General features: G+C 73.2%; 13 protein-coding genes. 2 read left to right on the forward strand and 11 right to left on the reverse strand.

What is annotated here, in order from left to right:
• Window positions 1–10 precede the first annotated feature (10 nt).
• From D9C15_RS05690 to D9C15_RS05720, 7 genes are all read right to left on the reverse strand, one after another.
• Window positions 11–913: a helix-turn-helix domain-containing protein gene (locus D9C15_RS05690; RefSeq protein ID WP_127996479.1), complete on the reverse strand. Its 903-nt coding sequence runs from the start codon at window positions 911–913 to the stop codon at window positions 11–13.
• A complete protein-coding gene (gene pilW / locus D9C15_RS05695; RefSeq protein ID WP_127996480.1) occupies window positions 906–1,718 on the reverse strand; it encodes a type IV pilus biogenesis/stability protein PilW in 813 nt (270 codons plus the stop codon). The genes D9C15_RS05690 and pilW overlap by 8 nt, the downstream gene beginning before the upstream one ends.
• Complete coding sequence (rlmN, locus tag D9C15_RS05700; protein ID WP_127996481.1) at window positions 1,715–2,860, reverse strand: dual-specificity RNA methyltransferase RlmN; 1,146 nt, start codon at window positions 2,858–2,860, stop codon at window positions 1,715–1,717. The genes pilW and rlmN overlap by 4 nt, the downstream gene beginning before the upstream one ends.
• A gap of 7 nt (window positions 2,861–2,867) precedes the next feature.
• Window positions 2,868–3,293 (reverse strand): nucleoside-diphosphate kinase, encoded by a 426-nt coding sequence (ndk, locus tag D9C15_RS05705; protein ID WP_112183665.1) that lies wholly within the window; start codon window positions 3,291–3,293, stop codon window positions 2,868–2,870.
• A gap of 95 nt (window positions 3,294–3,388) precedes the next feature.
• Window positions 3,389–5,308, reverse strand: coding sequence for a pseudouridine synthase (locus D9C15_RS05710; RefSeq protein WP_127996482.1), 1,920 nt, complete (start codon window positions 5,306–5,308; stop codon window positions 3,389–3,391).
• A complete protein-coding gene (gene scpB / locus D9C15_RS05715; protein ID WP_127996483.1) occupies window positions 5,305–6,099 on the reverse strand; it encodes an SMC-Scp complex subunit ScpB in 795 nt (264 codons plus the stop codon). The genes D9C15_RS05710 and scpB overlap by 4 nt, the downstream gene beginning before the upstream one ends.
• Window positions 6,100–6,349: 250 nt before the next feature.
• Window positions 6,350–7,318 (reverse strand): RluA family pseudouridine synthase, encoded by a 969-nt coding sequence (locus tag D9C15_RS05720; RefSeq protein ID WP_127996484.1) that lies wholly within the window; start codon window positions 7,316–7,318, stop codon window positions 6,350–6,352.
• A gap of 69 nt (window positions 7,319–7,387) precedes the next feature.
• On the opposite strand from D9C15_RS05720, the gene D9C15_RS05725 reads away from it, so the two are divergent.
• Entirely contained in the window at window positions 7,388–8,179 is a 792-nt protein-coding gene (locus tag D9C15_RS05725; RefSeq protein ID WP_127996706.1) for an outer membrane protein assembly factor BamD, read from the forward strand.
• A 4-nt stretch (window positions 8,180–8,183) separates the two neighbouring features.
• On the opposite strand, the gene yoaA is transcribed toward D9C15_RS05725, so the two are convergent.
• Window positions 8,184–10,160, reverse strand: coding sequence for a DNA repair helicase YoaA (gene yoaA / locus D9C15_RS05730; RefSeq protein ID WP_127996485.1), 1,977 nt, complete (start codon window positions 10,158–10,160; stop codon window positions 8,184–8,186).
• Window positions 10,157–10,360: a YdcH family protein gene (locus tag D9C15_RS05735; protein ID WP_112191416.1), complete on the reverse strand. Its 204-nt coding sequence runs from the start codon at window positions 10,358–10,360 to the stop codon at window positions 10,157–10,159. The genes yoaA and D9C15_RS05735 overlap by 4 nt, the downstream gene beginning before the upstream one ends.
• 67 nt (window positions 10,361–10,427) lie before the next feature.
• Here D9C15_RS05735 and D9C15_RS05740 point away from each other — a divergent pair, with 67 nt between their 5' ends.
• The gene (locus tag D9C15_RS05740; RefSeq protein ID WP_127996486.1) at window positions 10,428–11,195 is read left to right on the forward strand and encodes a PP2C family protein-serine/threonine phosphatase; all 768 of its coding nucleotides are present in this window, start codon (window positions 10,428–10,430) and stop codon (window positions 11,193–11,195) included.
• A 19-nt stretch (window positions 11,196–11,214) separates the two neighbouring features.
• On the opposite strand, the gene D9C15_RS05745 is transcribed toward D9C15_RS05740, so the two are convergent.
• Window positions 11,215–11,811 (reverse strand): hypothetical protein, encoded by a 597-nt coding sequence (locus tag D9C15_RS05745; RefSeq protein WP_127996487.1) that lies wholly within the window; start codon window positions 11,809–11,811, stop codon window positions 11,215–11,217.
• Window positions 11,808–12,905, reverse strand: a complete 1,098-nt coding sequence (gene zapE, locus D9C15_RS05750) for a cell division protein ZapE (protein WP_127996488.1) — start codon at window positions 12,903–12,905, stop codon at window positions 11,808–11,810. Before zapE ends, D9C15_RS05745 begins: the two co-directional genes overlap by 4 nt.
• Between the last annotated feature and the right edge of the window lies 1 nt (window position 12,906).

Below are 12,906 nucleotides of genomic sequence, written 5' to 3' on the forward strand. Positions count from 1 at the left end.
GCTGCCCCGCTCACCTCAGTTCGAGCCGCGCGACGTTGTCGCGCGTGCGCGGCGCCAGGTCCACCGGCTGGCCGCGCAACGAGACCGTGGTCGCGGCCGCGTTGCCGATCGTCAGCCGCAGCGGCATCGCGCCGTCGAGGCCGACCGCCTCGCCGGGCGTCAGCACACGCGACAGCAGCGTCTGGCCGCGGGCATCGATCACCTCGATCCACGATTCCGCGCTGGTGCGCAGCAGCAGCGCGCCGGAGGCCGGCGGCACGGCCGGTGCGCTGGCGGCCGAATCGTTGGCGGCCAGCGGTGCGGAATGCACCGTCTCGCCGGCGGTGGAGGCGGGCGGCTCGACCGCGGCCACGGCGGGCGCGGCGGCCGAGGCGGCCGGCGCTTCGGGCACCGGCGCGGGGGCGGCAGCGGGCGCCACCGCCGAGGCCGGCAGCACCGACACGACCGGGGCCGAGGCCGCCCCCGAACTGGCGGACGGCCCGAGCAGCCCCGAGGGCATGAAGTAGACCCCGGCCGCCAGCACCAGCACCACCAGCGCGGCCCACACGGCGGGCGACAGCGCGATGCCCCAGTCGCCGCCGGTGTCGGGCCCGCCGCGGTCGCGGAACGGCGCATTGATGCCTTCGGCCACATGCTCCAGGCGCGAGTCGGTGAAGGCCTTGGGCAGCAGCGCCAGCACCGGCGCGGCATCGATCTTCAGCGTGCGGCAGACGGTCTGGGCCAGCGCGCGGGTGAAGGTGGCATCGGGCAGTTCGTCGTAGCGGTCGCCCTCGAGCGCCTCGAGCTTGCGCTGCGGCACCTTGATGGCCGCCGCCAGCACGGCGATGTGCATGCCCTGCGCCTGGCGCGCCTGGCGCAGCAGTGCGCCGGCACTGTCCGCCGGCGCGGCGGCGTCGGCGCGGTCCTCACTCATCGAAGCGTCCCCTCTCGAACGCCAGCGCCTCGCGTGAATCGCCGAAGCGGCTGCGCAACTGTGCGCCGATCTCGCGCGCGCCGGTGTCGTTGCCGAGCTTGTGCTCGATCCGCGCGGCCAGCCACAGCGTCTGCGCGCTCACCAGCGACGGCTGGCTGTTGACACGCCGGATGTAGAAGCGCGCGCGCTCGGCCTCGCCGCGGCGCAGCAGCAGCTCCGACAGGTTGACCGCGGTCGCCGGGTTGTTCGGGTCGAGCTCGTAGGAGCGGGTCAGCGCCCGCTCGGCCGGCTCGAGCTGGCCGGCGAAGGCGCGGCACACGCCCTGCGCGAGCAGCGTGCGCGCCGGCTCGCGGTTGGCGGGCAGCGCGAGCGTCTGCTCGAACTGCGCGTCGGCCTCGGCATAGCGCTTCTGCTGGCACAGGAACCAGCTGTAGTTCTGCATCGTGTCGACGTCGCGCGGCGCCAGGGTCAGCGCGCGGCGGAAACTCGCCTCGGCCGCTTCGGCCTCGCCCAGGTTGGCCTGGATCAGGCCGCGCAGGTTGTGCGCCGCGACCATGTTCGGGTCGATCACGATCACGCGGTTGATCTCCTCGAGCGCCACGTCCATCTGCCCGCGCCCGAAATAGGCCGTGGCCAGTTCCATGCGCACCCGCGCCCGGCGCGCCTGGTCGGCCGCCGGGTCGGCCGGGGTGGCGGGCTGGCGCGGCGGGTCGGTGGTCGGCACCGAGGTGGTCTGGGTGGTCGTGGTGGTGCACGCGGACAGCAGCGCCGCACCGGCCAGCAGCAGCGCGGCGAGCGCCCTCATGCCTGCACCCCGCTGCCGGCGCGCCGCAGCACGGCGATGCGCGCCTGCGTGACACGCTCGCGTGCGTTGGTGCGGTCCTGCACCTCGCCGGCCAGCTGGCCGCAGGCGGCGGCGATGTCGTCGCCACGGGTCTTGCGCACGGTGGTGACGATGCCGGCCTCCTGCAGGATGCGGGCGAAGGCCTGCACCCGCGCCGCGCCCGAGCGGCGCAGGCCGGACTCCGGGAACGGGTTGAACGGGATCAGGTTGAGCTTGCACGGCACTGCGGTGGCCGGGTCGTCCCGCAGCAGCCGCACCAGGGCGCGGGCGTGATCGTCGCTGTCGTTGACGCCGTCCAGCATGCAGTACTCGAAGGTGATGAAGTCGCGCGGGGCCGCGTCGAGGTAGCGGCGGCAGGCCGCCAGCAACTCGACGAGCGGGTACTTGCGGTTCAGCGGCACGAGGTCGTCGCGCAGCGCGTCGTCGGGCGCGTGCAGCGAGACGGCCAGCGCCACCGGGCAGTCGTCGCGCAGGCGGTCGATCATCGGCACGACGCCGGAGGTCGAGACGGTCACGCGGCGACGCGACAGGCCGTAGCCGTGGTCGTCGAGCATCGCACGCAGCGCCGGCACCAGCGCGGCGTAGTTCTGCAGCGGCTCGCCCATGCCCATCATCACGACGTTCGTGATGGCACGTTCGCCCTCGCGCAGGCCGAGTCGCCGGCGCAGCGCATGCTCGGCGAACCACAGCTGGGCCAGGATCTCGCCGGTCGACAGGTTGCGGCTGAAACCCTGGTGGCCGGTGGAGCAGAAGCGGCAGCCGACCGCACAACCGGCCTGCGAGGAGACGCACAGCGTGCCGCGGTCGTCCTCGGGGATGAACACCGCCTCGACGGCGTTGCCCGCGCCGACGTCGAACAGCCACTTGACGGTGCCGTCGGCGGAGGACTGCTCGCTGATCACCGCCAGGCCGCGCAGCTCGGCGCGCTCGCGCAGCTTGTCGCGCAGCGAACGCGCCAGGTCCGTCATCGCGTCGAAGTCGGACGCGCCCTTCTGGTGGATCCAGCGGAACAGCTGGGTGGCGCGGAAGCGCTTCTCGCCGAGCGACTCGACGTACGCGGTCAACCCGTCCCGGTCGAGATCGAGCAGGTTGACCCGTTCCACGTCGAGATCAGCGCGAGTAGACGTTCATGCCGGGGAAGAAGAACGCCACCTCGACGGCGGCGGTCTCCGGCGCGTCCGAGCCGTGCACCGCATTGGCGTCGATGCTGTCGGCGAAGTCGGCACGGATGGTGCCCTTGGCGGCCTTCTTCGGATCGGTGGCGCCCATCAGCTCGCGGTTCTTGGCGATCGCGCCCTCGCCCTCGAGCACCTGGATCATCACCGGGCCGGAGATCATGAACTCGACCAGGTCCTTGAAGAACGGACGTGCCTTGTGCACGGCGTAGAACGCCTCGGCCTCGCCGCGCGACAGGTGCGCCATCTTCGCGGCCACGATCTTCAGCCCGGCGCCTTCGAAGCGCGCATAGATCTGGCCGATCACGTTCTTGGCCACGGCATCGGGCTTGATGATCGAGAGGGTGCGTTCGGTCGCCATGAATTCTTCTCCTGAATCAATAACTTGGCAAAGTTTCGGATTGTAGACCGGCGGGCCTGCGCGGCTGCGGTCAAGGCCTTGCGGCGCAGCGCGGATTAGCGCCCGCCACGGCGGCCTCCGCCGCCGCCGCCACCACCACCGCCGAAGCCCCCGAAGCCGCCCCCGCCGCCGCCGCCGCGGTTGCCGCCCCGGCCGCCACGGTTCTTGCGATGGAAGGCATCGCCGCCGATGTAGCCGACCGAGGTCTGCATCGGGTCGGGCTGCTTCGGGCCGCCCTTCTTCTGGCCACCGCCCTGCGCGGGACTGCTGCCGCCCGGACCGAAGCCGCCGCCGCCGCGCGAGAAACCGCGACCGCCGACCCCGGTGCGCGGGTTCTGCACGAAGCGCTTGTCGAAGGTCTGCTCGAGCGGGTTCGGGATGCGGGCCGGATCGATGTCGAAGTCGTCCTCGTCCTCGAAGCCGGGTTCGCGCGGCTCGCGCGGCTCGCGCTGGTCGCGCGGCGGCGGCGCGTTGCGGTTGCGGTCGCCCCGGTCGGGCCGGTCGGGCCGGCCGGCCTGCCGTTCGTTGCGCGGCTTCTGGCGCTGCGGCTCGTTGCCGCGGTTCTGCCCCTGGCCGTCGCGCGGGCCCTGGGCCAGGCGCCGGATGGCGCGCACGTCGCCTTCGGGCAGGTCGACCCACACACCGCGCTTGAGCCCGCGCGGCAGCACCACGTTGCCGTAGCGGATGCGGATCAGCCGGCTGACCGTCAGCCCGACGGCGTCGAACAGCTTGCGCACCTCGCGGTTGCGGCCCTCGGTGATGACGACGCGGTACCAGTGGTTCACGCCCTCGCCGCCCCCGTCGACGATGGAGCGGAACGAGGCCTGCTGGCCCTCGATCTCGACGCCCTCGAGCAGCTGCTCGCGCTGCTCCTCGGTCAGCGTGCCCAGCACGCGCACGGCGTACTCGCGCTCGACGCCGAAGCGCGGGTGCATCAGCTGGTTGGCCAGTTCGCCGGAGGTGGTGAACAGCAGCAGGCCCTCGGTGTTGATGTCGAGCCGGCCGACCGACTGCCACTTGCCCTGCTGCAGGCGCGGCAGGCGGCGGAACACGGTCGGGCGCTGCTGCGGGTCGTCGTGCGTGACGACCTCGCCCACCGGCTTGTGATACGCGATCACGCGCGGCGGCGGCGGCTGGATGCGCACCTTGACCGGCTTGCCGTCGAGCGCGATGCGGTCGCCGAACGAGATGCGCTGGCCCACGTGCGCCGGCTCGCCGTTGACCGTGATGCGGCCTTCCGTGATCAGCTCCTCCATGTCGCGCCGCGAGCCGATGCCGGACTGGGCCAGCACCTTCTGCAGCTTGGGGGCGTCCGGGTCGGCGGCCAGCACGCGCTTGTGCGGCTCGGCGGCGGCATCCGGCTCGGCGGCGGGGGGCTCCACCACCGGGGCGGCTTCCTCGGCCGGCGCTTCGGCCTCGCTGTCGAAGGTTCCGGCCAGCACCTCGGCGAACAGCTCGCCGCTGCGCTCCGCGACCGCAGCGGCCGGATCGGGGCTGCCTTCGGGCCGCTCGCCGCGACGGCGATCGCGGCGGTTGCGGCGCCGGCCGCGGCGTTCGTCGTCGCCGTCGGCGTCGCCGTGGGCCGCGTCGGCATCGTCTGCCGCGGTCGCCTCGCCCGGCGCGGCCTCGGGTTCGGGGGCCACCGCGGGTGCCACGGCCGACTCCACCACAGCGGCTTCGCGCGGCGGCTCGGCGGCCGGCATGCGCTCGGCCGCCGGCGGGGCCTCGACAGCCACTGCCGGCGCCGGCGCGGCATCCACCGCCTCGGCCGACGCCGCCGCCACCTTCTTGCGCGGCGCCCGCTTCGGCTTGGGCGCCGGGGTCTCGCTCTCGCCGGCCGGTTCGGCAGCAGGAGCTGCCGCGTCCGTGGCCGCCGCCACGCGGCGCTTGCGCGCGGGCTTGGGTGCGGGCGACTCCACCGGCTTGTCGACCGTTTCGTCGGTCGGATCAGGCAGGGATTCGGGCGTGGCGTTCATGCTTCGGGTTCCAACGGGGCGGACGGGGCCGCGGGCTCGACGGGGACATCGGGGAGCGGGGATTCGGGGGAGGCGTCGGCAACCGGCGCTTCGGCAGACACCGGTTCGGCGGGCGCGGCGTCGACGGGCGCGGCGTCGACGGGGGCAGGCTCGGCGAGGGGCCCTTCAGCGGCCGCGGCCTCGGCCGCGGGGGCCGCCTCGTCCAGGGGCAGCGAGCCCTGGGCTTCGATCAGTGCGGGCTGCTGCGGCAGCACCTCGGCCAGCATTGCGCCGGCGGAGGGGGCGCCTTCGAGCGTGGGCAGTTGCTCGAGGCTGGCCAGGCCCAGGTCGTCGAGGAACTGGCGCGTGGTCGCGAACAGCGCCGGCCGGCCCGGAGCCTCGCGGTAGCCGATCGCCTCGACCCAGCCGCGGTCCTCGAGCTGCTTGATGATCTGGCTGGCGACGGTGACGCCGCGAATCTCCTCGATGTCGCCGCGCGTCACCGGCTGGCGGTAGGCGATGATCGCCAGCGTCTCCATCACCGCCCGCGAGTACTTGGGCGGCTTCTCGGGGTTCAGCCGGTCGAGGAATTCGCGCATCTCGGGCCGGCTCTGGAAGCGCCACCCGTTGGCCAGTGCCACCAGCTCGACGCCGCGCCCCTCCCACTCGCGCGTGAGCTCGTCGAGCAGCGCACGCAGGGTGTCCGGGCCCAGCTCGTCGGCGAACAGGCTGCGCATGTCGCGCAGGTGCAGCGGCTGGCTCGCGCAGATGAGCGCGGTCTCGAGGACGCGCTTGGCATCCTGTGTGTTCATGGATCCTGTCAAATCCTGGGCCGGGTGCAGCCGGCCGGTTCGTAGCCTGGTGTTGCTTGGAGCCGGGGCGGCGCATGGCGCATCACCCTCGGCGATCGGGCCGCGTACCTCTCTGCGACCCGGGCCGCCGGACCTCCTGGCCCGGCTTGCTCACCGGCTCTCGACCCTGTTGCACCACCCCATGGGCGGCGAGGCGGGTCGGAGCGAATGGCGGCATTGTACCCAAGGCGCCGCGGCCCCGTTCAGGAATTCACGCCGCGCGCAACACCGCCTGCCAGGCCGCCTCGAAGTCCGGCGGCGCCGGCGCCTCGAACGCAAGCGCCCTGCCGCTCACCGGATGCACGAACGCCAGGTGCTGCGCATGCAGGGCCTGGCGCACCATGCCGAGCGCCGGCGCGCCGCCGTAAAGCGCATCGGCCACCAGCGCGTGGCCGCGCTGCGCGAGGTGCACGCGGATCTGGTGCGTGCGCCCGGTGTGCAGGGTGCAGCGCAGCGCGCTGCAGCCCTGCCCGACGGCGACCCGCTCGACATCGGTGCGGGCCGGCTTGCCGCCCGCCAGCACGGCCATGCGCACCCGCGAGCGCGGGTCGCGGCCGATCGGCGCCTCGATGCTGAAGGCCGCCTCGGCCACCGCGCCGTGGGCGATCGCGTGGTAGCGGCGCTGCACCTCGCGCGCGGCGATGGCGCGCACCAGCGCGGTCATCGCCGGCAGCGTCTTGGCCACCACCATCAGGCCGGAGGTGTCTTTGTCGAGCCGGTGCACGATGCCGGCGCGCGGCAGGGCCGCCGCGCCGCGGTGATGGGCCAGCAGCGCGTTGAGCAGCGTTCCGGACCAGTTGCCCGCCGCCGGGTGCACCACCAGGCCGGCCGGCTTGTCGAGCACCAGCAGCGCCTCGTCCTCGTGCACGATCTGCAGCGCAATGGCCTGCGGGACGAAGGCGCGGCTCTCCTCGGTGGGCACGAGCAGCACCTCGACACGCTGCCCCGCCTTGACACGGCGCGACGCGGCGTCCGCGACGCGGTCATCGACCCGCACATGCCCCTTCGCGATCAGCGTCTGCAGGTGGCTGCGCGAGAACTCCCCGGCCAGCGCCACCAGCAGCTTGTCGAGCCGCTCGCCGTGCTGCTGCGCGCCCACCGTCGCGCTGCGCCGCTCGGGCTCCTCGCTGCCGGGCTCCGCGGGGCCGTCCGCCGAGGGGTCGGCGAGGGGGTCAACCATATAATCGCTCGCTTCTCCTGACGCCTCGTGCGCCGCCTCCTGCCGCGCCGCACCGACGACCCGATGCGACTGCTCCGCTCCCCTGCCCTGCTGCTGGCTGCCACCGTGATGCTGGCCGCCTGCGGCTCGACGCCGCCGGACGAGACGGCCAACTGGAGCCCCGAGAAATTGTATGCAGAGGCCAAGGACGAGCTGGCCGCAGGCAGCTACGACCGCGCGGCCAAGCTGCTCGAGCGGCTCGAGGGCCGCGCCGCCGGCACGCCGCTGGCGCAGCAGGCGCAGATCGAGCGTGCCTACGTGCTCTACAAGACCGGCGAGAAGGCGCAGGCGCTGTCGGTGCTGGAGCGCTTCATCAAGCTGCACCCCAGCAGCCCGGGCCTGGACTACGCGATGTACCTGCAGGGCCTGGTCAACTTCAACGACAACCTCGGCATCCTGGGCAGCCTGTCGCGCCAGGACCTGTCCGAGCGCGACCAGCAGGCCGCGCGCGACGCCTTCCAGTCCTTCAAGCAGCTGGTCGACCAGTTCCCGAACTCGGTGTATGCCCAGGATGCGCGCCAGCGCATGAACTACATCGTCAACTCGCTGGCCGCCTACGAGGTGCACGTGGCGCGCTACTACTTCCGGCGCGGCGCCTACGTGGCCGCCGCGAACCGCGCGCAGCAGACGCTGCTGGAGTTCCAGACCACCCCCTCGGTCGAGGAGGCGCTCTACATCATGGTGCAGAGCTACGACCGGCTCGGCCTGAGCGAGCTGCGCGACGATGCCGCGCGCGTGCTGCAGAAGAACTTCCCCGACAGCCGCTTCGCCGCGCAGGGCCTCTCGAAGGAACGCGCACGCGCCTGGTGGCAGTTCTGGTAGCCGCTCAGCCCGCCTCGCACGCCGCCAGCGTTTCCAGCCAGGCCAGGGCCGACGCCTCGTCGGGCACGCGTGTCATCGGCGGCAGCGCCTCGCGCAGGCGGCGCCCGTAGTTCATGCCCGCCATGCGCGGGTCGCACACCACCAGCAGGCCGCGGTCGGTCTCGCTGCGGATCAGCCGCCCGGCCCCCTGCTTGAGCGACACCGCCGCCTCGGCGATGAAGTAGTCGGCGAAGGCGTTGCGGCCCCGTGCCTCGAGCCGCTTGACGCGCGCCTCCACCAGCGGGTCGTTGGGCGGCGGGAACGGCAGCTTGTCGATCAGCACGCACTGCAGCGCGTCGCCGACCACGTCGATGCCCTCCCAGAAGCTCTGCGAGCCCACCAGCACCGAGCGCGGCTCGGCCAGGAACTGCTGCATCAGCGCGCGCTTGGGCGCCTGGCCCTGCACCAGCACCTGCAGCGCGTCGCCGTGGGCCTCGAACTCGGCGCGCAGCGCGTCGCCGATCGCCTGCAGCGCGCGCAGCGTGGTCGTCAGCACGAAGGTGCGGCCACCGAGCGCCCGCGCGCAGCGCGAGGCCAGCAGCGCCACGCTCGCGGCATGGCGCGGTTCGTTGGGCTTGGGAAAGCCGGCCGGGATGTACAGCCGCGCATGCGCCGGGTAGTCGAACGGGCTGCCCACGCGCAGGGCGCGCGCATCCTCCAGGCCGGCGGCCTCGGTGAACCAGCTCAGGCGCTCGTCGTCGCCGAGCGTCGCGGAGGTGAAGATCCAGGCCCGGCGCCCGGTGCTGCGCTGCTCGCGCAGCGCGTCGCGGATGTCCAGCGGCGACTCGACCAGCCGCGCCTGGTGCGGCGAGACGTCGATCCAGCGCACCTGGCCGGTGGCCGCCTCGGCGGCGAAGCGATCGGCCAGCGCCGCCAGGCCGAGCGCCCGCTCCCCGAGCTTGACGAAGTCCGGCGCGAGCTCGCTGACCGTGGCCAGCCCCTCGGCCGCCGACCGGCAGGCGCGCCCGAGCGCGGCGAGCGCGTCGACGAACTCGGCGCGGCCGGCACGTTCCTCCCAGCGCAGCTTGAGCGTGCCGCGCAACTCGCGCAGCGGGCCGGCCACCGCCAGGCGCAGCTCGCGCGCGGCGCGGTCGACGCCGGCCGACAGCTCCGGCCAGGGCACCAGGCCACGCGCCTGCTGCAGCCCGGCGCCGAGCATGTCGCGCGCGAAGTCGATCGCCTGCGCGCTGCCGAGCGTGGTGCCGAGGAACTGCACACCCGCCTCCGCAAGCTGGTGCGCCTCGTCGAACACCGCCACCTCGACGCTGGGCAGCAGCTCGGCCACGCCGCTGTCGCGCAGGGCCATGTCGGCGAAGAACAGGTGGTGGTTGACCACCACCAGGTCCGCCGCCATCGCCTCGCGCCGCGCCCGCACGACGTGGCAGCGCTTGTACTCCGGGCATTCGCTGCCGAGGCAGTTCTCGCGCGTCGAGGTGACCAGCGGGATCACGCTGCTGCGTTCGTCCAGGCCTTCCATCTCGGCCAGGTCGCCGGTGGCGGTGGTCTGCGCCCATTGCTCGACCTTGGCGAGCGTGCGCACCGCGAAGCGGTCGGGCAGCGTGGCCGAGTGGCGCGCCTGCGCCAGGCGGTGGTGGCACAGGTAGCTGGCGCGGCCCTTGAGCAGCGCGATCGTCACCGGCACCTGCAGCGCATCGCGCAGGCGCGGCAGGTCGCGCAGGAAGAGCTGGTCCTGCAGGCTCTTGGTGGCCGTGCTGACCAGCGCGCGGGCCCCGGACAGCAGCGTCGGCACCAGGTAGGCGTAGGTCTTGCCGACGCCGGTGCCGGCCTCGGCCACCAGGCTCTCGCGCGCCTCGATCGCCTCGGCCACGGCCTGTGCCATCTGCAGCTGCGCGCTGCGCTCGACGTGGCGCGCATCGGCACGCGCCAGCGCGCCGCCGGCGGCCAGCGCGTCGTGGCTGGCCCGGACCAGCGACAGCGTCATGCCGGCTCGGGCGGATCGAGCTCGGCCTCGAGGCGCGCGATCATGTCGCGCAGCATCAGCCGGCGCTTCTTGAGGCGACGCAGGGCGAGCTCGTCGAGCGGCCGTTCCTCGGCCGCGCGGTCGATCAGGCTGTCGAGGTCTGCATGTTCGATGCGCAGTTCGATCAGCCGGCGCGGCAGGGAATGCAGGTCGTTGTCCATCGGCGCGCGACGAAGGTCGCGGAATTCGGCCGGTCCGCAGGCAGGGGAGGGATTATAGTTTTCGACCATGAGCACCACGTCCGTCGGCTTCCGCCTGTCCGCCGCCACCGGCATCCACAAGGGGGACCGCGCCTACCAGCAGGACCAGGTGCAGATCTACCCGCACCTGCGCGTGCCGGGCTGCGTGATGGGCGTGGTGGCCGACGGCATGGGCGGCAAGAGCGGCGGGCGCAAGGCCGCCGACCAGGTGATCATGACGGCGCAGCAGATCTTCGAACGCTACGCCCCGAACCGCGACGACACGGCCGAGGCGCTCAAGCAGCTGGTGCTCGAGTCGCACCTGATGATCAAGCTGACCGCGATCACCTCCGAGGAGGAGCCGCACAGCACGGTGGCCGCATTCATCATCGGGCCGGCACGCGACTGCCACGTGATCCACGCCGGCGATTCGCGCGTCTACCACTTCCGCGGCGCCGAGATGGTGTCGCGCACGCTCGACCACTCCTACGTGCAGCGCCTCGTCGCCGAGGGCTCGATCAGCGAGGAGGAGGCGAACAACCACCCGCAGTCGAACCTGCTGACCGGCTGCCTGGGCACGCACCAGGACCCGCCGATCACGCCCGGGCACGTCGAGCGCCTGGAGATCGGCGACAGCATCCTCGCCTGCAGCGACGGGCTGTGGCACTACTTCACCCCGCGCGAGCTGGGGGCGATCGTGCACGCGCTTCCCCCGCGCGAGGCCGGCGAGATGCTGGTCAGCAAGGCGCGCCAGCGCGCCCGTGGCGGCGGCGACAACCTGTCGCTGGCGCTGGTGCGCGTCGAAGCGCTGGCCTGAGGGTCGGAAGGTCCGCGGTTCAGGGCGCCGATGCCGGCGGCAGCGGCGCCGACGGCTTCTTGCCCGAAGCGGCCCGCTCGGCGGCGCGGCGCTGCGCATCCTCGCGGTGGGCCTGGGCCTCGCGCTGGCGCGCCTCGTAGCGTGCGCGCTTGCGTTCCTCGGCCGCCGAGCGTGCGGCCGACGCGGCACTGGCCGGCGCGGCCGGCGTCACGGCCGCGCGGCCGGCGCGAGGCGCGACGATGCGCATCGGTGCCTCCCGCGCGCGCGCCTCGCCGGCCGGCTGGCGCTGGCGCGACTCCTCGGCGCTCACCTTGTCGCGGATCGTCGCCATGCGCTCGGCGGCACGCTGCTTGCGCTGCGCCTCGTCGAGCAGGGCCTGCTGGCGGCGCAGCACGATCAGCTTCTCGCGCCGCGCGGCCCGTGCCTCCTCGATGCAGGGCGTGACCGCGAAGCGGCCCTGGCATTCGCGCACCTGTTCGGCGTAGGCCGATTCGGCGGCCCGGCGCTCGGCGGCGATGCGCGCGCGCTCCTGCGCATCGCTGCCGGGCGGCTGGGCCGCGTGCAGCGGCAGCCAGGCGCCCAGGGCGAGTACGGCGAGCGCGACGAGCGGTCTCATGTCAGCGCAGTGTCCACCGTCCGGCGGTCGAGTGCGAGGAACTCGGCCGACTGCATCTCGGCCAGCCGGGACACCGTGCGCGGGAACTCGTGCGCCAGCGGGCCTTCCGTGTAGAGCTGCTCGGCGCTCACCTCGGCCGAGAGGATCAGCTTGCAGCGCCGGTCGTACAGCACGTCCACCAGCCAGGTGAAGCGGCGCGCCTCGGAGGCCAGGCGCGGCGGCATCTGCGGCACGTCGGACAGCAGCACGGTGTGGAACTGCGAGGCGATCTCGAGGTAGTCGTTCTGCGAGCGCGGCCCGCCGCACAGCACCTTGAAGTCGAACCACACCACGCCGCCGGCGCGCCGGCGCGCGCGCAGTTCGCGGTGCTCGATGCGCAGCACGGGGTCCTCGTCGCGCGCCTCGGCGAGGCGCTCGAAGGCCTGCGCCATCTCGGCATCGGCGGCCGCTCCGAGCGGCGTGTGGTACAGCCGCACATGCTCCATCGCGCGGCGCCGGTAGTCCGTGCCGTTGTCGACGTCGATGACCTCGAGCTTGTCCTTGAGCAGCGCGATGGCCGGCAGGATGCGGTCGCGGTGCAGGCCGTTCGGGTACAGCTCGTCGGGGTGGAAGTTGGAGGTCGTGACGATGCTGACACGGTGCTCGAACAGCGCCGCGAGCAGGCGGTGCAGGATCATCGCGTCGGTCACGTCGGCGACGTGGAACTCGTCGAAGCAGATCAGCCGGTGGCGCCGCGAGATGCGCGCGCCGAGCTCGTTGAGCGGGTTCACCACGCCCTTGAGCTCGGCGAGCTCGCGGTGCACCTCGCGCATGAACTCGTGGAAGTGCAGCCGCGTCTTGCGCGTCAGCGGCACCGAGGTGAAGAAGCAGTCCATCAGGAAGCTCTTGCCCCGGCCCACGCCGCCGTGCATGTAGACGCCGCGCGGCAGCGGCGGGTGGCGGATCAGCTTGGTCAGCGCATTGTTGCGCCGGGCCTTGTAGTCGGCCCACTCGTTCTCGCAGCGCTCGAGCGCGGCCACCGCGCGCAGCTGCGCCGGGTCGGCCGCGTAGCCGCGTTCGGCGAGCGTCTGCTGGTACAGCTGCCGGACGCCCATG

The organism is Piscinibacter defluvii, from assembly GCF_004011805.1.
GTDB classification, from domain to species: domain Bacteria; phylum Pseudomonadota; class Gammaproteobacteria; order Burkholderiales; family Burkholderiaceae_C; genus Piscinibacter; species Piscinibacter defluvii.

Coding starts and splice junctions, on each gene's coding strand:
- D9C15_RS05690 (WP_127996479.1), bottom strand. CDS start 913: ATGAGTGAGGACCGCGCCGACGCCGCCGCGCCGGCGGACAGTGCCGGC.
- pilW (WP_127996480.1), bottom strand. CDS start 1,718: ATGAGGGCGCTCGCCGCGCTGCTGCTGGCCGGTGCGGCGCTGCTGTCC.
- ndk (WP_112183665.1), bottom strand. CDS start 3,293: ATGGCGACCGAACGCACCCTCTCGATCATCAAGCCCGATGCCGTGGCC.
- D9C15_RS05710 (WP_127996482.1), bottom strand. CDS start 5,308: ATGAACGCCACGCCCGAATCCCTGCCTGATCCGACCGACGAAACGGTC.
- scpB (WP_127996483.1), bottom strand. CDS start 6,099: ATGAACACACAGGATGCCAAGCGCGTCCTCGAGACCGCGCTCATCTGC.
- D9C15_RS05720 (WP_127996484.1), bottom strand. CDS start 7,318: ATGGTTGACCCCCTCGCCGACCCCTCGGCGGACGGCCCCGCGGAGCCC.
- yoaA (WP_127996485.1), bottom strand. CDS start 10,160: ATGACGCTGTCGCTGGTCCGGGCCAGCCACGACGCGCTGGCCGCCGGC.
- D9C15_RS05735 (WP_112191416.1), bottom strand. CDS start 10,360: ATGGACAACGACCTGCATTCCCTGCCGCGCCGGCTGATCGAACTGCGC.
- D9C15_RS05740 (WP_127996486.1), top strand. CDS start 10,428: ATGAGCACCACGTCCGTCGGCTTCCGCCTGTCCGCCGCCACCGGCATC.
- D9C15_RS05745 (WP_127996487.1), bottom strand. CDS start 11,811: ATGAGACCGCTCGTCGCGCTCGCCGTACTCGCCCTGGGCGCCTGGCTG.
- zapE (WP_127996488.1), bottom strand. CDS start 12,905: ATGGGCGTCCGGCAGCTGTACCAGCAGACGCTCGCCGAACGCGGCTAC.